This is a genomic window from Stenotrophomonas nitritireducens (assembly GCF_001431425.1).
Taxonomy (GTDB): Bacteria; Pseudomonadota; Gammaproteobacteria; order Xanthomonadales; family Xanthomonadaceae; genus Stenotrophomonas; species Stenotrophomonas nitritireducens.
Genome location: NZ_LDJG01000028.1, coordinates 1 through 19,139, shown reverse-complemented (window position 1 = coordinate 19,139; position 19,139 = coordinate 1). Strand labels below are relative to the sequence as shown.

The following is a 19,139-nucleotide window of genomic DNA, read 5'->3' as shown; positions in this document are numbered from 1 at the left end:
CGCATGCTGAGTCTGGTGACGGTGGCGCTGGCCGGGGTGGCCTGGCTGGTGCTGATGTTCGGCGTCGCGCTGTACGGTGAGCGCCGGCCGGCCGTGTTCGCCCGTCACTGGCGCCATGTCTATGCGCTGTCGCTGGCCGTGCACTGCACCTCGTGGACGTTCTACGGCACGGTGACCCAGGCCGCGCGCTACGGCTGGCCGCTGCCGCCGACCTTCGTCGGCGCGATCCTGTTCTATGCGCTGGCCATCGGCATGATGGTGCGGCTGGTGCGGCTGGCGCGCGAGACCAATGCCACCTCGCTGGCCGACCTGATCGCCGCGCGGCTGGGGCGCGACGCCTGGCTGGCGGCGACGGTGACGCTGATCGCCGCGCTCGGACTGATTCCCTACATCGCGCTGCAGCTCAAGGCGGTGGCGATGAGCTTCGGCATGCTCACCCTGCGCTCGGCCGACGCGGCGCAGGACACCGCGCCGTGGCGCGACAGCGCGCTGTACGTGGCGCTGGCGATGGCGCTGTTCGCGATGCTGTTCGGCGCGCGCCGCGCCGACGTGTCCGAGCACAACCGCGGGCTGGTGCTGGCGATGGCCGCCGAATCGCTGTTCAAGCTCGGTGCGATGCTGGCGCTGGGCGCCTTCGTCTGGTTCGGGCTGGACGGGGTGGCGATGCCGCCGCCGGCGCCCGCGGCGGATGCGCCGGCCGGCGGCTTCGTGCCGCTGGTGCTGCTCGGCGCGCTGGCGATGTTCCTGTTGCCGCACCAGTTCCACGTCGGCGTGGTCGAGTGCCGCGACCCGGCCGACATCCGTACCTCGCGCTGGCTGTTCCCGTTGTACCTGCTGCTGATCGCGCTGCCGATCCTGCCGCTGGCGCGCGCCGGTGGCGCGCTGCTGGGCAACAGCGTGCCCAGCGACATGTACACGCTGGCGCTGCCGTTCTCGGCCGGGCATACCGGGGTGGCGCTGTTCGCCTTCCTCGGCGGCCTGAGCGCGGCCACCGGCATGGTGGTGGTCAGCACCCTGACCCTGAGCCTGATGATCGGCAACCACTGGTTCGCGCCGGGCCTGCTGCGCAGCACCTGGGCGCGCGCCGGCGGGGACCACCGCCGCGAACTGGTGTGGCTGCGGCGCGCCGGCATCTGCGTGATCATGCTGCTGGCCTGGGCCTACAGCCGGCTGATCGGCGGCGGCAACGTGCTGGCCGACATCGGTGCGATCTCGTTCTCGGCGATGGCCACCCTGGTGCCGGTACTGGCATTCGCCATCTGGCGGCCGCAGACGCCGCCGCGCGCGGCCATCGCCGGCGTGCTGGCCGGCTTCGCCACCTGGGCGTGGGTACTGCTGCTGCCGACGCTGCTGGAAAACGGCGGCCGCGTGCCGGCATGGCTGGCGGAGGGGCCGTTCGGCTGGCGCTGGCTGGCGCCGGGGGCGCTGTTCGGCCTGACCGGCTGGAGTCCGCTGGGGCGTGCGGTCGGTGCCAGCCTGTTCGTCGGCACCGCGGTGACGCTGCTGGCGATGGCGTGGCGGCGCGACACGCCCGACCGTACCCGCCGCAATCTGGACGCCGACGCGCTGCGCGACGCCGGCCGCCGCTTCCTGCCCTACGAGAAGGTGCAGCGACTGCTGGCCGATGCGCCGCGGCAGGGGCCGGTGCCGGCGGCGACCGAGGCCAGTGTCGAGCGCGAACTGTCCGCGGTGCTTGGTGCGGCGTCGGCACGGCTGCTGCTGGATGCCGCGCGCCGCGAGAGCGGCGAGCTGGCCACGGTTGCGGCCATCGTCAGCGAGGCCTCGCTGGACCTGCGCTTCAACCAGCAGGTGCTGCAGGCGGCGCTGCAGAACATGAGCCAGGGCATCAGCGTGATCGACCGCGAGCAGCGGCTGGTGGCGTGGAATCGCCCGTATGCGCAGTTGTTCGGCTTTCCGGACGAGCTGCTGCAGGTCGGCCGGCCGATCATGGACCTGACCCGCTGGGCGCTGCATGCGATGCCGCAGCGCGGCAGCGATGAGCGCGCGGTGGACCGGCGCCTGGCGTTCATGCGCGCCGGCACCGCGCACCTGACCGAACGCGTGTTTCCCGATGGCCGTATCGTCGAGATCCGCGGCAACCCGATGCCCGGCGGCGGTTTCGTCGCCACCTATACCGACGTCACCGAGTTCCGCCGCACCGAGCAGGAACTGATGCGCAGCAACGAGACGCTGGAGCAGCGCGTGGGCGAACGCACCGCGCTGCTGGAGTCGGCCAAGCGCGAGGCCGAGCGCGCCAACGATGCCAAGAGCCGCTTCCTGGCCGCCATCGGCCACGACCTGCTGCAGCCGCTGCATGCCGCGCACCTGTTCACCGACACGCTGGCGCAGCAGGTGGAGGCGCCGCCGCAGCGGCAGGCGGTGGTGCAGATCCGCGGCGCGCTGGATTCGACCACGCAGCTGCTGACCGGCCTGTTCGACATGTCGCGGCTGGAGGCTGGCGGGCTGGTGCCGCAGCCGCGCGACATGCCGCTGGCCGAAGTTCTCGATCCGCTGGCTTCGGAATTCCGCGCGCTGGCGGCGGCGCGCGGGCTGGCCTTCCGCTACGTGCCGACCCGCGCCTGGGTGAACAGCGACCCGCAGCTGCTGCGGCGCGTGCTGCAGAACTTCCTGGCCAATGCGGTGCGCTATACCGCGCAGGGCGGTGTGCTGCTCGGCGTGCGCCGCGACGGCGGCAGCTTGCGCATCGAAGTGCACGACACCGGGCCGGGCATCGCCAAGGGCGAGCAGCGGCGCATCTTCGAGGAATTCCGGCGCGGCGAGGACAGCGGCGGCCAGGGACTGGGGCTTGGCCTGGCGATCGCCGACCGCATCGCCGGCCTGCTGGATGCGCCGTTGCGGCTGCGCAGCGAACTGGGCCGCGGCACCGTGTTCTCGGTGGCGGTGGGCATGGTGCAGATGCCGGCGCAGTTCGCGGCCGCGGTGCCGCCACCGCAGGGTGGGGCGGCATCCATCCGCGAGGCGATCCGCGTGCTGGTCGTGGACAACGATCCGGCGGCCTTGGCCGGCCTGGCGGCGCTGCTGCGCGGGTGGGGCTACGACGTGGCCGAGGCATCGGCCGAGGCGGGTGCGGTCGCGGCGATGCAGGCCGCGCCGGCGGCGCTGTGGCTGTTCGACTACAACCTGGACGACGGCGATACCGGCACCGCGCTGCAGGCGCGGCTGGGCGAGCGCTTCGGTGCGCGGCCGACCCTGATCCTCAGCGCCGACGACAGCCTGGCCACGCGCCGCGAGGTGCTGGAGCAGGGCCTGACCCTGCTGCACAAACCGGTGCGCCCGCTTGCGCTGAAGTCGGTCATGGACCGGCTGCTGGCCGCGCGCGCGCTGACCAGTGCATGACCGCGCAGCAGCGGGGCCGCGGGCGGCGCCTGCGGCGCACGCCGTGCGGCCCGGTGGACGTCTGCGCGGCGCTCAACCCTGCGCGGTACTGAATTCCTCGAAGGCGGCCAGGGCGTTGGCCGCGTACATCAGCGACGGACCGCCGCCCATGTAGACGGCCACGCCGAGCATCTCGCGGAATTCTTCCGGCGTCGCGCCCAGCCGCACCAGCGCCTTGGCATGGAAGCCGAGGCAGCCGTCGCAGCGGTTGGCCACGCCGATCGCCATGGCGATCAGTTCCTTGGTCTTCTCGTCCAGCGCGCCGGCGGCCATCGCCGCCTTGCTGAGGGCGCCGAAACCCTGCATCACGTCGGCATTGTGGGTGCGCAGCGGATTGAGGTTGCGCGAAATGTCGCGGGTCAGGTCGGTGTAGGAAGGGATGGCGCTCATGCGTCTGCTCCTGGAGGGAAGGGAGGTCGTGGTGGCGGGTGCCGGGCGCGATCCGCCGCGGCGTGGGCCATGCAGAGGCCCGGCCCTGTACGACGGTGAAGGGTGCTGGTCAGCGGTGCGGCGGGGTCACCGGCAGGCCTGCGGCCGCCCAGGCGTTCATGCCGCCGGCGATATTGACGCAGCGATGACGGGTGTCCTTGGCCAGCATGGCCTGGGCGATGCGCGAGCGTACGCCGCTCTGGCAGACCAGCAGCACGTCGTTCGTGCCTTCGGGCAGGCCGAGCGATTCGATGGCGGTCGACGTGTCGGCGCGGATGCGCGACAGCGGCAACAGCCGTGCGCCGGGCGCATGGCCCCTGGCGAACTCGGCCGGTTCGCGCACGTCCACCAGCGCCGCGCTATCGCGCATGCGCGCAGCGGCTTCATCCGCCGGAACCTGTGCGCCGCCGAGGCCGAACAGAGTTTTGAGCCATCCGATCATGGCCTGCCTGCCTTGCCGGTCGTTGCCGGCCCGCCGCAGTAGATGCCATGCAGGGTGTGCATGACCGCCGCCGCGGGGCCGTCGGCCAGCGCGTAGAAGATGGTCTGCGCCTCGCGCCGGGTGCGCACCAGGCCTTCCTCGCGCAGTATCGCCAGGTGTTGGGACAGGGCCGACTGGCTCAGGTCCAGCAAAGCGTTGATCTCGCCGACCGAACGCTCGCCCTCGGCCAGCAGGCACAGCACCTGCAGGCGGTTCTCGTTGGCCAACGCCTTGAGCAGCTGCGCGGCGTCGCCGGCATGGGCGCGCATCGCGGCCACGTCGAATTGCTGGCGGGGAGAGGCCTTTGCCATCGTCATTCCTGGTCGGTGGGGAGTGCGTCATTGCGCCATGCGGCGAAGCCGCCGGCAAGCGAGCGCACGTCGCCAAAGCCGAGCTGGCGCAGGCTGTCGGCGGCCAGCGCGGAGCGGCCGCCGGTCAGGCAGTACAGCAGCAGCGGACGATCGGGGCGGGTCAGCTCCTGGCTGGTGGAGCAGGCCAGTGCCGGATGGGCATGGATGCGGAACTCCAGCACGCCACGCGGCAGGTTGACCGCGCCGGGGAGGTGGCCGGCGGCGTATTCCTCCGGTTCGCGCACGTCGATGATCGCCACGCTGCCAGCCGGCCAGGTGGCGGCTTCCTGCGGGGAAACCTCGCGGATGCGTGCGCGGGCGGCGGCGACCAGGTCGTTGACGGTGGTGTGCATGGCGGCTCCGTATATAAGTTGACGCTAATATTAGTTGTTGCTAATGTTTTGCGCAACCCGGCGCCAGTGCCGGCCATCGCAATCCAGGAGAAACCGCATGAACCTCGACCGTGCCGTCCTCGCCTTCGCCGGCGTGATGATCCTCGCCAGCCTCGCTCTCGCGCATTTCGTCTCGCCGCTGTGGCTGTGGCTGACCGTCTTCGTCGGCGCCAACCTGCTGCAGGCCAGCTTCACCGGCTTCTGTCCGGCGGCCCTGCTGTTCCGCAGGCTGGGCGTGCCCGGCGGCTGCGCGTTCAAGTAAGGCGTCGACGTGAAACCGAACATCCCGCGTCCGCGCCATGCTCTCCCGCTGCTGCTGGCCGCCGTGCTGGCGGCCTGTGGCGATGGCCGCCCGGAACCGGCCACGGTCGCGGTCGAGGGTCTGTCCAGCATCGAGGTAGGGGCGGCCGGCGCCGGCGACGGCCGCGGCTGGGACGGCGTGGTCGAGGCCGTGCGCCAGGCCACGCTGTCCGCGCAGACCAGCGGGCGGGTGGCGCAGGTACAGGCCGACGTCAACGACCGGGTCGAGGCCGGGCAGGTGCTGCTGCGGCTGACGGCCGTGGAGCAGCTGGCCGGGGTGGACGCGGCGCGCGCGCAGCTGCGTGCTGCCGAGGCCGCCGCGCGGGAAGCCGAACTGGATTACCGCCGCCATGCCGACCTGGCGCAGGGCCAGTATGTGTCGCGGGCGCAGCTGGACCGCGCCCGCGCCGCGCGCGACACCGCCGCCGCCGCGCGCGATGCGGCGCGTGCGCAGTTGGCCAGCGCCGGCCAGCAGGGGGCCTACACCCTGGTGCGCGCGCCCTATGCGGGCATCGTCAGTACCCGCGATGTCGAGCCGGGCGAGAGCGTGAACCCCGGCCAGCGGCTGATGACGGTGTTCGCTCCCGACGCGCTGCGCGTGGAGGTCAGCGTGCCGCAGTCCGAGGCCGATGCGATCCGCGCCGATGCCGTGGCGCAGGTGCGCCTGGACGATGGCCGCCGGATCGACGCGGCGCAGGTGACGGTGTTCCCGGCGGCCGATGCCGCGACCCATGCGGTGAAGGTGCGGGTCGGCCTGCCGGCGCTGGATCCGGCGCCGCAGCCTGGCAATTCGGCGCGGGTGGTGTTCCCGGCGGTGAAGGGCGGCGTCCATCCGCAGGTGCCGGCCTCGGCGCTGCTGCACCGTGGCGAGGTTGATGCCGTCTACGTGCTCGCCGATGGCCGGCTGTCGCTGCGTCAGCTGCGCCTTGGCGAACGCAGCGGCGACAACGTCGAGGTGATCGCCGGGTTGAAGGCGGGCGAGCGCATCGCCAGCGATCCGCTCGCGGCGATGCAGGCGTTGGCCGCCGCACGCGGAGAACGCTGAGATGTCCGCACACGACACGCCGCGGCTGGGTATTTCCGGCCGCCTCGCGCGGATTTTCCAGGACAATCCGCTGACCCCGATCCTCGCCCTGCTGGGCCTGCTGCTCGGCCTGGTCGCGGTGGCGGTGACCCCGCGCGAGGAAGAGCCGCAGATCGACGTGACCATGGCCAATGTCATCGTGCCGTTCCCCGGCGCCGATGCGCGCCAGGTCGAGCAGTTGGTGACCGGGCCGCTGGAGCAGAAGCTGGCCGGGATCGAGCAGGTCAAGCACACCTATTCGGTCAGCCGTCCCGGCCTGGCGGTGCTGACGGTGGAGTTCGAGGTCGGCGTGCAGCGGCAGCCGGCGCTGGTGCGCCTGTACGACAAGGTGTTCTCCAACCAGGACTGGATGCCGCCGGACGTGGGCGTCGGCCAGCCGCTCATCAAGCCGCGCGGCATCGACGACGTGCCGGTGATGGCGCTGACGCTGTGGACCGACGATGCGCAGCGCGGTGCGCTGGACCTGGCCGAAGTCGCCCACACGCTGGAAGCCGAGCTCAAGCGCATCCCCGGAACCCGCGATGTCCATACCCTCGGCGCGCCCGAGCGGGCGGTGATGGTGACGCTGGATCCGGCGCGGCTGGCGGCCCATGGACTGGCGGTGAACGACCTGGAGGTCGCGCTGCAGGCGGCGAATCTGGCGCGCCAGGCCGGCGAGCGCATCGGCGGCGATGGCGTGGTGCAGGTCAGTGCCGGCCGCTTCCTGGCCGACCGCGCCGACGTGGCCGGGCTGGTGCTGGGCGTGGCCGGTGGGCAGCCGGTACGGCTGGCCGACGTGGCCACCGTCAGCGATGCCGCCGACCTGCCGTCGAGCTATGTCTGGCATGGCGCACCGCCCGGGCGCGGCGGTCCGCGCACCGGCGTGGCGCCGGCGGTGACGCTGGCCATCACCAAGCAGCCCGGCAGCAACGCGGCCGACATCACCCGTGCGGCGCTGGACCGGATCGAGGCGCTGCGCGGACAGGTCGTTCCCGATGGCGTGCAGGTGGCCGTCGCCCGCGACTACGGCGCGACCGCCAGCGACAAGGCGCGGACCCTGATCACGAAGTTGGTGTTCGCGACCGGGTCGGTGGTGCTGCTGGTGCTGTTCGCCCTGGGCCGCCGCGAGGCGCTGGTGATCGGCTCGGCGGTGGTGCTGACCCTGGCGGTGACGCTGTTCGCCTCCTGGGCGATGGGCTTCACCCTCAACCGGGTGTCGCTGTTCGCGCTGATCTTCTCGATAGGCATCCTCGTCGACGACGCCATCGTGGTGGTCGAGAACATCCACCGGCACATGGCGCAGGGCGGGAGGACGCTGCGTGAGGCGATCCCGGCGGCGGTCGATGAAGTGGGCGGGCCGACCATCCTGGCCACCTTCACCGTGATTGCCGCGCTGATGCCGATGGCCTTCGTCAGCGGCCTGATGGGGCCGTACATGCGGCCGATCCCGATCAATGCCTCGGTCGGCATGCTGCTGTCGCTGCTGATCGCGCTGGTGGTCACGCCGTGGCTGTCGCTGGAACTGCTGCGCCGCCATGCCGGCGACGCGGCGACCGGCGGACATGGCCATGCGGAAGGCGGCATCGCGGCGCGGCTGCACCGCGTGTTCGAACGCACGATGACGCCCTTTCTGGCCGTCGATGGCGCGGCACGCCGGCGCCGCTGGCTGTTCCTGGCGATGGCGGTGCTGGTGGCGCTGGCGGCAAGCCTGGCGGGGTTCCGGCTGGTGGTGATGAAGATGCTGCCGTTCGACAACAAGTCCGAACTGCAGCTGGTGGTGGACATGCCCGAGGGCAGCACGCTGGAGGACACCAATGCCCTGCTCGCCGAACTGGCCGGCGCGCTCGACCGCATACCCGAGGTGCGGCATTACCAGGGCTATGCCGGCACCGCCGCGCCCATCAACTTCAACGGACTGGTGCGCCAGTACTACCTGCGCGAAGGCGCCAACGTCGGCGACCTGCAGGTCAACCTGGTCGACCGCCACGAGCGCAGGCGCAAGAGCCACGACATCGCTGTCGCCCTGCGGCCCGACGTGGACCGGATCGGCCGCCGCCACGGCGCCTCGGTCAAGGTGGTGGAAGTGCCGCCCGGCCCGCCGGTGCTGTCGCCAATCGTCGCCGAGCTGTACGGCCCGGACTACGCGCGCCTGCGCAGTACCGGCCGCGCGCTGGAGCAGCGGTTCCTCGCCACCGACGGCATCGTCGACGTGGACAGCAGCGTCGAGGCCGATGCCGCGCGCGAGGTGCTGGCCGTCGATCGGGAGCGAGCGGCGCGGCTGGGCGTCTCGCAGGCGGACATCGTAAGGACGATCGCCGCCGGCCTGTCCGGCAGCGACGCCAGCCATGTCGTCGACAGCGGCTCACGCCATCCGCGCCCGATCCGGCTGCGCCTGCCGGCCGCCGGCCAGGCCACGCTCGATGGCGTGCTGGCGCTGCGCGTGCGCGGCGGCGACGGCCAGCTGGTGCCGTTGTCGGAGCTGGTGACGGTGCGGCGCACGCAGTGGGACGGCGCGATCCAGCACAAGGACCTGCTGCCGGTGGTGTACGTGATGGGCGATGAGAGTGGCCGCGTCGACAGCCCGCTGTACGGCATGTTCGACCTGGTCGGCCAGATCGGCGGCAACTCCATCGATGGTCTTCGCCTGTCGCAGTTCTTCGTGCGCCAGCCGCCGGACGGCGCCGGCTTTGGCGTGAAGTGGGACGGCGAATGGCAGATCACCTACGAAACGTTCCGCGACATGGGCATCGCCTACGCCGCCGGCATGGTGCTGATCTACCTGCTGGTAGTGGCGTACTTCCGCAACTACGTGGTGCCGCTGGTGATCATGGCGCCGATCCCGCTGACGGTGATCGGGGTGATGCCCGGCCATGCCCTGCTGGGGGCGCAGTTCACCGCGACCAGCATGATCGGCATGATCGCCCTGGCAGGCATCATCGTGCGCAACTCGATCCTGCTGGTGGATTTCATCAACCACCTGGTCGAGCGCGGGAGCACGCTGGAGCGCGCGGTGATCGAGGCCTGCACGGTGCGCGCGCAGCCGATCGCGCTGACCGCGCTCGCGGCGATGGCCGGTGCGTTCTTCATCCTCGACGACCCGATCTTCAACGGACTGGCGATCGCGCTGATCTTCGGCATCCTGGTGTCCACCGTGCTGACCCTGCTGGTGATCCCGCTGCTGTACTACGCGCTGCTGCAGCGCATGCGCCGGAAGGAGGACGCGTCCTGAGCGACGGCCTGCTCCGGCCGGCCGTCGCGTTGCGACCGGCGACGGCGGAACGCAGTGCTTGGACGGCGCGGCGATGACGGGCACGGTACGCGCCTGGGCCGGATCGCGGTGCCTGGGCGCGCACCGTCATCCGGCACGGGCCGCCGTCGGGTGGCCACCGGCCACGTTGCAGGCGTTGGAGCCGGCCGGCGCCGGGCGACATGCGCCTATTCGATCTGCCTGGCCGGGTCGCTCAGTTCCAGTTCGCGCAGCACCACGCTGGCCTGCGTGCGGTTGCGCACGCCCAGGCGTTCGAAGATCGCCGACAGGTGCGCCTTGACCGTGCGCTCCTGCACGTCCAGGCGGTCGGCGATCTGCTTGTTGAGCAGGCCCTCGGCGACCAGCGCCAGCACGCGGAACTGCTGCGGCGACAGGCTGGCCAGGCGTGCGGCCAGTTCGCTGTCGTGGCTGGAGGACTGCGCGCGCGCCACCGCCGCGCGCAGCGAGGCGGGCAGCCATTGCTCGCAGGCCATCACGCTGCGGATCGCCTCGCGCAGTTCGTTCAGGCCCGAACTCTTGGGCAGGTAGCCGGCGGCGCCGTGGTCGAGCGCGCGCCGCACCACGCGCGGGTCGTCGTTGGCCGACACCACGATCACCGCCACGCCCGGATGCTGGGCACGGATCGCCGCCAGCCCGGCCAGCCCGTGATTGCCGGGCATGTGCAGGTCGAGCAGGATCAGGTCGGTGTCCGGCGCGGCATCGAGCGCGGCCAGCACGCCTTCCAGCGATTCGGCCTCGCGCACCTGCAGGTCGGCCACCGCTTCGCCCGCGGCCTGGCGCAACGCGGCGCGGAACAGCGGGTGGTCGTCGGCGATCAGCAGGCTGGGCATGGGCATGGTGGCGGGGACGGGCCTCGATTGTCGGCGAAATGGGCGCAGCGTGGAGGAGCGGCCCCGCAGGAGCGGCTTCGGTCGCGATGCGGCATTCCCATCGGCCCAGCCGCACGCTGGGCGCTGGCCCGCTGCGGAAGGATCGGCATGAGTGCTCCGTCGCGGCGGAAAGCGCTCCTGCGGGAGCGGTTGTTTACTGGGCGGTCCAGGCGCCGTCCATCGGCAGCGCCGTGCCGGTAAGGTTGTGCGCCTCGCGGCGGCACAGCCACACCACCATCGCGGCGATGTCTTCGGGCAGCGACATGCGCAGGCTGGGCTGCTTTTCCTCCAGCAGGGCGCGCACGCCGTCGTCGCGGCTGCCGCCGTTGCGGTGCGCCTGGATCTGCGGCTCGATCAGCGGCGTTTCCACCCAGCCCGGGCACACGCAGTTGACGGTGACGCCGCCGCTGTCGCGGCTGCCGGCAGCCGCGTACTCCAGCGCCGCGACCTTGCTCAGGCCGACGATGCCGAACTTGCTGGCCACGTAGGGCGCCTTGTTCTTCGAGGCCACCAGCCCATGCACCGAGGCGATGTTGACCACCCGGCCGTAGCCGCGTCCGGCCATGCCCGGCAGCGCCTGCTGCATGGTGTGGAAGGCGGCGCTGAGGTTGATGGCGATGATGTCGTCCCACTTGTGCGCGGGCTGTTCGGCCAGCGGCGCGGCGTGCTGGATGCCGGCGCAGTTGACCAGCACGTCGAGCGCGCCCCAGTCCTGCACCGCGGCCATCATCGCCTCGATCTCGGCGGGGTTGCGCAGGTCGGCGCCGAAGTGGCGCGATTCGCTGCCGGTTGCGGTGACGCTGGCGAGCGCGGCATCGACCTGTTCGGCCGTACCCAGGCCGTTGATCGCCACGCGGGCGCCGGCCGCGGCCAATGCCTGTGCGATGGCAAGTCCAATCCCCGAGGTGCTGCCGGTCACCAGCGCGGTGCGGCCCTGCAGGAAACGGTCCATGGGAACTCCGTGAAACAGTGGGGGAAGGCTGCAGAACGTAGCAGCCGGGACGTAAGCGCCGCGTGGTACGAAAGTACGATGGGCTGGGCGGGGCGCTCTGCTAGTGTGCCGGCATGACTACTTCCCTCCTGCGCGCCGCCTGCGGCCTCGTCATCGGATTCGGCCTGGCGTCGTGCGCCAGCGGCCCCGCTTCCAAGTCCGTGGAGTCTTCCATGTTCAGCAACGAACTGCGCAGCGAACACCGCGGCGACGACGACCTGTTGACTGCCGGCCTCGGCCTGGCCGGGCTGCGCAGCCTGGCGCCGCCGGCCTTCGCCGACGCCGGCGCGCCGACCGTGGAGGAGCTGCGCCGGCGCGCGCTGTGGGGCAGTTGGCGCGGCATCGCCGACCTCGCGCCGGGCGGCGGCTACGGCGAGCTGTTCGGCACGCTGGAGGCGGTGCCGGGCCGCGAATATTCGGCCTATGCGCGCCTGCCCGGGGCGAAGCAGCCGCATCGCGTGCTGGCGCAGGTGCCGGACAATTTCGACACCGGCAGGCGCTGCGTGCTGGTGGCGCCGGCCTCCGGTTCGCGCGGCATCTACGGCGCGGTGTCGGTGGCGGCGGCCTGGGGCCTGCCCAAGGGCTGCGCGGTGGTGTACACCGACAAGGGCGCGGGCAGCGATTATTTCGACCTGGACGCGCAGATGGGCGTGCGCGCCAACGGCATGGTCGGGGCCCTGGGCGAGGCCGCCGACCTGGCCTTCGTGCCGGACGCGCCGGTCAACGCTTCCGGCGTGGCCTTCAAGCACGCCCACTCCAAGGACAACCCGGAAGCCGACTGGGGCCGCCATGTGAAGCAGGCGGCCGAATTCGCGCTGCTGGCGCTGGACCAGGCGTTCCCGCAGGCCGCGCCCTTCACCTTCGCCAACACCCGCGTCGTCGCGGTGGGCATCTCCAACGGCGGCGGCGCGGTGCTGCGTGCGGCCGAGCTGGAAGGCGACTGGCTGGACGCGGTGGTCGCCGGCGAGCCGAGCGTGCTGTCCGACGGCCCCGGCGCCCGCGCGCTGTACGACTATTCCACCGAAGCGGCGCTGCTGATGCCCTGCGCGCAGCTGCACATGACCGGCCTGCCGCAGCCGCCGCTGACCGCCGCGCTGCAGGCCGGCGCCGCCGTGCGCTGCGCCACGCTGGCGGCCGAAGGCGTCATCGATGGTGCCACGCCCGCAGCGCAGGCCAAGGCCGCCTACGAGCTGATGCTGGGCAAGGGCTGGACCGACGCCGCGCTGCGTGCCGGCGCGCTGTCCACCGGCTTCGACCTGTGGCGCGCGGTCGCCGCCACCTACGCTTCGGCCTATGGCCGCTATGGCGTGGGCGAACACCCCTGCGGCTTTGCCTTTGCCGCGCAGAATCCGGATTTCTCGCCGCGCGCGGCCACCGCTGCCGAGCGTGCGGCGTGGATCGCCGATGGCGGCGGCATCCCGCCGGGCGCCGGCGTCGGCCTGCTCGACAGCAGGGTGCAGCTGCCGGACCTGACCTACGCCGGCTTGAAGTGCCTGCGCGGCCTGTGGGACGGGCAGGGCGAGGACGCCCGTCGCGTGCAGGCCGGCATCCAGGCCACCCGCGCCGGCCTGCCGCGCAAGGGCCTGCCGGTGATGGTGGTGCACGGCACCGACGACGGCCTGATCCCGCCGGCCTTCAGCAGCGCGCCCTACGTGGCCGCGGCCAAGGCGGCCGGGCGCGAGGTGAACTACTGGCAGGTGCGCCATGTGCAGCACTTCGACGGCTTCCTCGGCCTGCCCGATTACGGCGCGCGCTACCTGCCGCTGCTGCCTTATGTGTACGCCGCGCTGGACCGCGTGCAGGAACGTCTGGACAAGGGCACGCCATTGCCGGTCGACGCGGTGATCGAAACCACGCCGCGCGCGGGCAGACCGTTGACCGCCGAAAACCTGGCAATGCCGAAGTAACCGCAGCCGTTGTCATGGGAGCGATGCGAGGCGTGCCTGGGCTTTCCCGGTGAAGCCCGGCGCGGCTGATGCCGCTCCTACAACGGCATCGCGGCGATGGCATCATGGCGCGATGGAAATCCTGAACTCGCCTTCCCGCGTCATCCCGGCTGCCGTCTACCACCGCGAACGGTGGCGCAACGGCCTGGGCTGGACCCGCGAAATCCTGCGCCTGCCCGCACAGGGCGACTGGCAGCTGCGCCTGTCCATCGCCGAGATCGAGCAGGACGCGGCGTTTTCCGCGTTTCCCGGCGTCGAACGCGAACTGGTGCTGCTGGAGGGCGAGGGCCTGCGCCTGCGTTTCGCCGATGGCCGCTGCGAAACCCTGCTGCCGCCACACCAGCGGCTGCGCTTCGCCGGCGAGGACGAACTGACCGGCGAGCTGGTCGATGGAACCACCCGCGATTTCAACCTGATGTGGCGGCGCGCGGACCTGCATGCCGAACTGCTGCACCGGCCGCTGGTCGGCAGCATGCTGTTCTTCACCGAACCGCAGGTGGCGTGGGCGATCCACCTGCTGGCCGGGCAGGCCGCATTCGAGGACGCGACGCTGCCGCCCCTGCAGGCCGGCGATACGGCGTGGCTGGGCGCCGGCGGGCGCCGCCGCCATGCGCTGCTCGGTGGCGGGGAGTTGTTGGCGATACGGATCACGCCGGCCTCCGCCGCCTGAGGCGGTTGCGGCGCATGGACAGGGCCGTGCGCGCGGGCCGATGATGGCGCCCGGCAGGCACCGCCGGGAGGAGCGATGGGCAAGGCCACGACGACGGACGTCGATGCGTTCATCGACGCGCTGGATCACCCGCTGGCGTCGACGATACGCGCGCTGCGCGTCCTGCTGCTGGCGGTCGACCCCGCGATCGCCGAAGCGGTCAAATGGAACGCGCCCAGCTTCCGCACCTCGGAGCACTTCGCCACGATGCAGCTGCGCAGGCCCGACGTGGTGCGCCTGATCCTGCATCTGGGAACGAAGAAGCGCAGCTTGCCGGCCGACGTTGTTGCCGATCCGGAGGGCCTGCTGGAGTGGCTGGGGCCGGATCGCGCCCTGCTCGAATTCCGCGATGCCGCGGAACTGGAGGCCAGGCGTACCGCCGTGGTCGCGCTGATCAGGCAGTGGATGGCGCAACTGACGTAGAGCGGGGCAGCGCACCGCTGGGGCCTTCCCGGCCAAGCCCCGCCGGGCGCTGCCCGGCGCTACAAAACCCCGCGCCGTCGTAGAGCGGGGCACCGCCCCGCAGGGGCCTTCCCGGCCAAGTCCCGCCGGGCGCTGCCCGGCGCTACGGAACCTCGCGCCGTCGTAGCGCGGGGCACCGCCCCGCTGGGGCCTTCCCGGGCAAGCCCCGCCGGGCGCTACCCGGCGCTACAGAACCTCGTGCCGTTGTAGAGCGGGGCACCACCCCGCTGGAGCCTTCCCGGCCAAGCCCCGCCGTGCACTGCCCGGCGCTACAGAACCTCGTGCCGTTGTAGAGCGGGGCACGGCCCCGCTGGAGCCTCCCCGGCCAAGCCCCGCCGGGCGCTGCCCGGCGCCATGGAACCCCGCGCCGTTGTAGAGCGGGGCACCGCCCCGCTGAGGCCTTCCAGGCCAAGCCCCGCCGGGCGCTGCCCGGCGCTACAGCACCCCGTGCCGTTGTAGAGCGGGGCACCGCCCCGCAGGGGCCTTCCCGGGCAAGCCCCGCCGGGCGTTGCCCGGCGCTACGGAACCCCGTGCCGTTGTAGAGCGGGGCACCGCCCCGCTGGGGCCTTCCCGACAGAGCCACACCAGACGTCGCCACGATAACGCGGCGCCTGCGGCTGCCCTTGCGCGTTCCTCGTTGATTCGTTCCTGGCCTCAATACACGTCGCGCCGGTAGCGCCGCTGCATCACCAGTTGTTCCTTGCGCTCCTCGCCAAGCGCCTGCGCGATCGCCGCGTCCACCGCCGGGGCCATGCCCTGCAGGCTGCCGCAGACCAGTACGGCGGCGCCGTCGTCGACCCACTGGCGCAGCAGGTCGGCCTGCGCGGCCAAGGCGTCCTGCACATAACGGTGTGCGCCGCCGTCGCGGCTGAAAACGGCGTCCAGACGTTCGATCCAGCCTTCGTGCCGCCACTGTTCGAGTTCGTCGCCGAAGTGGAAATCGTGGATATGGTTGCGCTCGCCGAACAGCAGCCAGTTGCGGCGCGCGCCGGCATCGATGCGCGCGCGCAGGTGCGCGCGCAGGCCGGCGATGCCGGTGCCGTTGCCGATCAGCACCAGCGGCGCATCGTCCGCCGGCGGATGGAAGTTGGCATTCGCGCGCAGGCGCAGGTCGATGCGCCCGCCGATGGCGGCGTCGTCGCACAGCCAGCCGCTGGCCAGGCCCGGTGTTCCGTCCGGATGCGCCTGCCGGCGCAGCAGCAGGTGCAGGCTGCCTTCCGATGGCAGCGAGGCGATGGAGTATTCGCGGTGCGGCAAGGCCTGCAGCGCGGCGGCGATGGCGTCGGGGGCGCTGGAATCGAGGGTGTCGGGCAGCTTCGAGGCGGCCAGGACCTCGCGCAATGCGCGGCCATCGGCCAGCGTCGTCCGCACGTCGAGATCATGCGTGCGCATCCAGTGTTCGACGGCGCCGGCGGCATGCCGCGGGCCGACTTCGGCGATGTCGCCGGCCTGCCACGCGGGCAGGTCGCCATCGGCCGGTTGCAGGCGCAGGTGGAATACCGGGCCGCCGACGCTGCCGGGATTCAGCTGCTGGCGTGCGCGCAGCAACCATGGCTGGTAGTCCGGTGCGCTCCAGTCGACCTGGACGCTGCCGTCGCCGAACTGGCCGAGCAGCTGCTGCCAATGGCGCAGGGCGGCGGGGTCGGCGTTGTCCACTTCCACGGTATCAAACAGGGGCCGGGCGCCGTGCTGGCGCAGCCAGTCGTCCAGCCGATGGCCGAACGCGCAATAGTGCTCGTAGCTGCGGTCGCCCAGCGCCAGCACCGCGTAGTGCAGGTCCGGCAGCGGCGGCGCCTGCCGCATCACCTGGCCGAGGAAGGCCAGCGCGTGGTCGGGCGGGTCGCCTTCGCCGGTGGTGCTGGCGACGAACAGCGCCTTGCGCGTGCCGCCCAGCAAGGCCGCATCGACCTGGTCGAGCGCGCGCAGGCGTACCCGGCAGCCGCCATCGCGCAGGCTCTGCGCGGTGTGCTCGGCCAGTTGCCGGGCAAAGCCGGTCTGGCTGGCCCAGACCACCAGCAGCGGCGGCTCGCCGGCCTCGGTGGCATCGTCCTGGCGCGGACGCGCATGCCACCACAGCGCCGCGCACCCGGCCGCATAGGCGAGCAGGGCGGCCAGCGCGATCCAGCGCCGGGCCGGAAGCGGTGCAGCCAGCCACCAGTTCTCGCCCAGGTGCAGGCGCAGCAGCAGGCCGGCGATCGCCAGCAGCAGGGCGATGACCGCGGCATTGCCGGCGATGATGCGCGCGGAGGCGGAGCGGCTCATGCGTTGCCTGCGTCCAGGTGCCGCCGGAAGCCCTGCGACAGGGTTTCGACCGGGCCATCGGCGCCACGCTGGAGGAAGCGCGCGGCCAGGCCATGGGCGTCGGCGAAGGCGAGCCCTTCATCCGCGCCCATCACCGTCAATGCGGTGGCCCAGGCGTCGGCCAGCATCGCCTCGCGATGGATCACGGTGACCGCGGCGGCCGCGGCCGTCACCGGCGCATGCCGGCGCGGGTCCAGGGTATGGCTGTAGCTCACGCCGTCCTGCTCGTAGCGGTGCCAGCGGTCGCCGGAGGTGGCCACCGCCAGGTCGTCGAGCGCCAGCACGCGCGGCGGATGCCCGGCGCCGGCGTCTTCCTCCGGCGCCGATTCGACCAGCACGCGCCACGGTTGGCCGTCGGGCTTGCGGCCGCGGCCGTGCAGTTCGCCGCCGACCTCGACCAGCGCCGCGTCGATGCCCTGTCCGCGCAGCCAGTCGCTGACCAGGTCGACGCCATAGCCCTTGGCGATGGCCGACAGATCCAGTTGCAGCCCGCCGGGCTGCAGCGCGGCCTGCGCCGGCAGGTCCAGCAGCAGCCGCTGCCACCCACACTGCGCGGCGACCTGGGCAAGCCTTGCGGCATCGGGCGCACGCCGTTGTCCGGCATCGGCACCGAAACCCCACAGCGCCACCAACGGGCCGACAGTGGGATCGAAAGCGCCACCACTGCGTTCGGCCACGGCCTGCGCGGCCAGCAGCACGCGCCAGAACTCGCCGGGCAGCGGCTGCCAGCTGCCGGCGGCGGCGCGGTTGTAGCGGCTGATGTCCGACCCCGGCTCCCAGGTGCTCATCTGCGCGACCACGCGGTCGAGCTGCGCCTGGATGCCCGCATGCAGCGGGTGCAGGTCGCGACCGCGTGGCGCCACCAGCTTCACGCTCCAGGTGGTGCCCATGGTGTGGCCGCCGAGGGCGGCGATGTCGGGAGAAGACATGGAGCCAGAATCGAGTGAAGAGGAGGTAGTGGGGAGGAGATGCGGACAGGCGTGCCTGTCCGTCCTCCCGACAAGCGCAGGCATGGAGCGGGAGGAGGGGAGCGGGTCGTCGCCGGTGTTGCGGCTCTTCTCGCCCCTCACTCCTCTTCACTCATTCCTGCGTCACTGCGGCAGCACTTCCAGCGTGGCGACGTAGCTCAGCCGGCGCTGCTTGGCCTGCGGCGCGCTGGTCTTGGCGTCGGTGGTCGAGGTCTCCAGCCAGTACATGCCCGCTTCCGGCCAGGTCACCTTGAAGCTGCCGTCGGCGCCGGTGGTCACCTTGATCTCGTCCTGCGCGTTGCGATAGCGGGTGGCGCCGCGCACGATCTCCACTTCCAGCCCGCTGGCGGGCTTGCCGTCGACCACCAGCTTGAAGGTGGCTTCCTCGCCGGCGAACAGATCGTTGGGGTGGGTGACCGGCACCAGCTCCAGGCCCTTGCCGATCGCGGCGACGCTGCTCGGCTTGCCCTTGGTGACGAAGGTCTCCACCCGGCCGATGCCCTCGGTGACCATCAGGTTCTGTGCGTTCTTCGGGATCTTGGTGGCCAGGTCTTCAGGCGTGGCGTTGCGCAGGAAGCCGCCGCGCGGGCCGCCCATGCCGCCAGCCGCCGGCTTGTCCTTGGCCGCGGCCAGGCTTTCCGGGGTGTCCCAGCGTGCGGACATGCCGCTGTTGAGGTTGGCGATGCGGTAGGTGCCTTCTTGCTCCAGCTGCACGTCGAACACGCTGCGGTACTTGCCGGTGGCCGGGTTCTGCGGCTGCAGGGTGCCGCCGTCCGGCGTGGCGATGGTGACGTTGTCCAGACGCATCGCCACGTGGTCGGGGTAGTACAGCTGGTTGGATACCGCCGCGTCCACCGTCACCCACACGTCGTTGCCGGCGACCACGGTGGACGAGGGCAGCAGCCACTGCTTGTGGGCCAGGGCGGAGAACGGAAGCGTGGCGGCGATCAGCGCGGCGAGCAGGGTGGTGCGTTTCATGGCGTGTTTCTCCTTGTTCGGAACGTCAGGGCTTGATGGCGAGGGTGACCAGGCCGAGCTCGCTCTGGCCCTGGGCGGTGCCGTTGCCGGCCTTGCCCTTCCACTCGAAGGGAATCTTCAGCAGCTCGCGGCCGCCGACTTCGCGCACCGCCTCCACCACCAGCGTGTACTGGCCGGCGGGCAGGCCGCGCAGCTGCGGCTGGCTGTCGCTGAAGCCCAGCGCATGCTTGCCGGCC

At 71.9% G+C, this 19,139-nt stretch carries 17 protein-coding genes; 7 read left to right on the top strand and 10 right to left on the bottom strand.

Features of this window, described 5'->3' with window-relative positions; translation table 11 throughout:
* Positions 1-3 precede the first annotated feature (3 nt).
* Positions 4-3,357, top strand: coding sequence for a PAS-domain containing protein (locus ABB22_RS15420; RefSeq protein WP_055771350.1), 3,354 nt, complete (start codon positions 4-6; stop codon positions 3,355-3,357).
* 72 nt (positions 3,358-3,429) lie between these two features.
* On the opposite strand, the gene ABB22_RS15415 is transcribed toward ABB22_RS15420, so the two are convergent.
* The 4 genes from ABB22_RS15415 to ABB22_RS15400 form a co-directional block, all read right to left on the bottom strand.
* Entirely contained in the window at positions 3,430-3,786 is a 357-nt protein-coding gene (locus ABB22_RS15415) for a carboxymuconolactone decarboxylase family protein (RefSeq protein WP_055771347.1), read from the bottom strand.
* Between the two features lie 109 nt (positions 3,787-3,895).
* Positions 3,896-4,267, bottom strand: a complete 372-nt coding sequence (locus tag ABB22_RS15410; protein WP_055771344.1) for a rhodanese-like domain-containing protein — start codon at positions 4,265-4,267, stop codon at positions 3,896-3,898.
* Positions 4,264-4,617, bottom strand: coding sequence for an ArsR/SmtB family transcription factor (locus ABB22_RS15405; protein ID WP_055771340.1), 354 nt, complete (start codon positions 4,615-4,617; stop codon positions 4,264-4,266). Before ABB22_RS15405 ends, ABB22_RS15410 begins: the two co-directional genes overlap by 4 nt.
* Before the next feature lie 2 nt (positions 4,618-4,619).
* Positions 4,620-5,009 carry a rhodanese-like domain-containing protein gene (locus ABB22_RS15400; protein WP_055771337.1) on the bottom strand — a complete coding sequence of 130 codons (390 nt, stop codon included), beginning with the start codon at positions 5,007-5,009 and terminating at the stop codon, positions 4,620-4,622.
* 97 nt (positions 5,010-5,106) lie between these two features.
* Here ABB22_RS15400 and ABB22_RS15395 point away from each other — a divergent pair, with 97 nt between their 5' ends.
* From ABB22_RS15395 to ABB22_RS15385, 3 genes are read left to right on the top strand one after another with little or no spacing between them, the layout of a single operon-like run.
* Positions 5,107-5,310, top strand: a complete 204-nt coding sequence (locus ABB22_RS15395; protein ID WP_055771335.1) for a YgaP family membrane protein — start codon at positions 5,107-5,109, stop codon at positions 5,308-5,310.
* A gap of 9 nt (positions 5,311-5,319) precedes the next feature.
* Positions 5,320-6,393 (top strand): efflux RND transporter periplasmic adaptor subunit, encoded by a 1,074-nt coding sequence (locus ABB22_RS15390; protein WP_055771332.1) that lies wholly within the window; start codon positions 5,320-5,322, stop codon positions 6,391-6,393.
* A gap of 1 nt (position 6,394) precedes the next feature.
* Complete coding sequence (locus tag ABB22_RS15385) at positions 6,395-9,640, top strand: efflux RND transporter permease subunit (protein WP_055771329.1); 3,246 nt, start codon at positions 6,395-6,397, stop codon at positions 9,638-9,640.
* Between the two features lie 206 nt (positions 9,641-9,846).
* On the opposite strand, the gene ABB22_RS15380 is transcribed toward ABB22_RS15385, so the two are convergent.
* Both ABB22_RS15380 and ABB22_RS15375 read right to left on the bottom strand, forming a co-directional pair.
* Complete coding sequence (locus ABB22_RS15380; RefSeq protein WP_055771326.1) at positions 9,847-10,509, bottom strand: response regulator transcription factor; 663 nt, start codon at positions 10,507-10,509, stop codon at positions 9,847-9,849.
* A 193-nt stretch (positions 10,510-10,702) separates the two neighbouring features.
* Positions 10,703-11,500 carry a 3-hydroxybutyrate dehydrogenase gene (locus ABB22_RS15375; protein ID WP_055771323.1) on the bottom strand — a complete coding sequence of 266 codons (798 nt, stop codon included), beginning with the start codon at positions 11,498-11,500 and terminating at the stop codon, positions 10,703-10,705.
* 113 nt (positions 11,501-11,613) lie between these two features.
* On the opposite strand from ABB22_RS15375, the gene ABB22_RS15370 reads away from it, so the two are divergent.
* From ABB22_RS15370 to ABB22_RS15360, 3 genes are all read left to right on the top strand, one after another.
* Positions 11,614-13,446 (top strand): 3-hydroxybutyrate oligomer hydrolase family protein, encoded by a 1,833-nt coding sequence (locus tag ABB22_RS15370; protein ID WP_082443713.1) that lies wholly within the window; start codon positions 11,614-11,616, stop codon positions 13,444-13,446.
* 112 nt (positions 13,447-13,558) lie between these two features.
* Positions 13,559-14,155, top strand: a complete 597-nt coding sequence (locus ABB22_RS15365; protein ID WP_055771317.1) for a HutD/Ves family protein — start codon at positions 13,559-13,561, stop codon at positions 14,153-14,155.
* Between the two features lie 75 nt (positions 14,156-14,230).
* Positions 14,231-14,617 (top strand): DUF1801 domain-containing protein, encoded by a 387-nt coding sequence (locus ABB22_RS15360; RefSeq protein WP_055771315.1) that lies wholly within the window; start codon positions 14,231-14,233, stop codon positions 14,615-14,617.
* 693 nt (positions 14,618-15,310) lie between these two features.
* On the opposite strand, the gene ABB22_RS15355 is transcribed toward ABB22_RS15360, so the two are convergent.
* From ABB22_RS15355 to ABB22_RS15340, 4 genes are all read right to left on the bottom strand, one after another.
* The gene (locus ABB22_RS15355; RefSeq protein ID WP_055771312.1) at positions 15,311-16,918 is read right to left on the bottom strand and encodes a sulfite reductase subunit alpha; all 1,608 of its coding nucleotides are present in this window, start codon (positions 16,916-16,918) and stop codon (positions 15,311-15,313) included.
* Positions 16,915-17,886 carry an FAD:protein FMN transferase gene (locus ABB22_RS15350; RefSeq protein WP_055771309.1) on the bottom strand — a complete coding sequence of 324 codons (972 nt, stop codon included), beginning with the start codon at positions 17,884-17,886 and terminating at the stop codon, positions 16,915-16,917. The genes ABB22_RS15355 and ABB22_RS15350 overlap by 4 nt, the downstream gene beginning before the upstream one ends.
* Positions 17,887-18,048: 162 nt before the next feature.
* Positions 18,049-18,903, bottom strand: a complete 855-nt coding sequence (locus ABB22_RS15345) for a DUF4198 domain-containing protein (RefSeq protein WP_055771306.1) — start codon at positions 18,901-18,903, stop codon at positions 18,049-18,051.
* A gap of 25 nt (positions 18,904-18,928) precedes the next feature.
* Positions 18,929-19,139: DUF2271 domain-containing protein (locus ABB22_RS15340; protein ID WP_152984214.1), on the bottom strand; the 211-nt coding region annotated here is incomplete at its 5' end.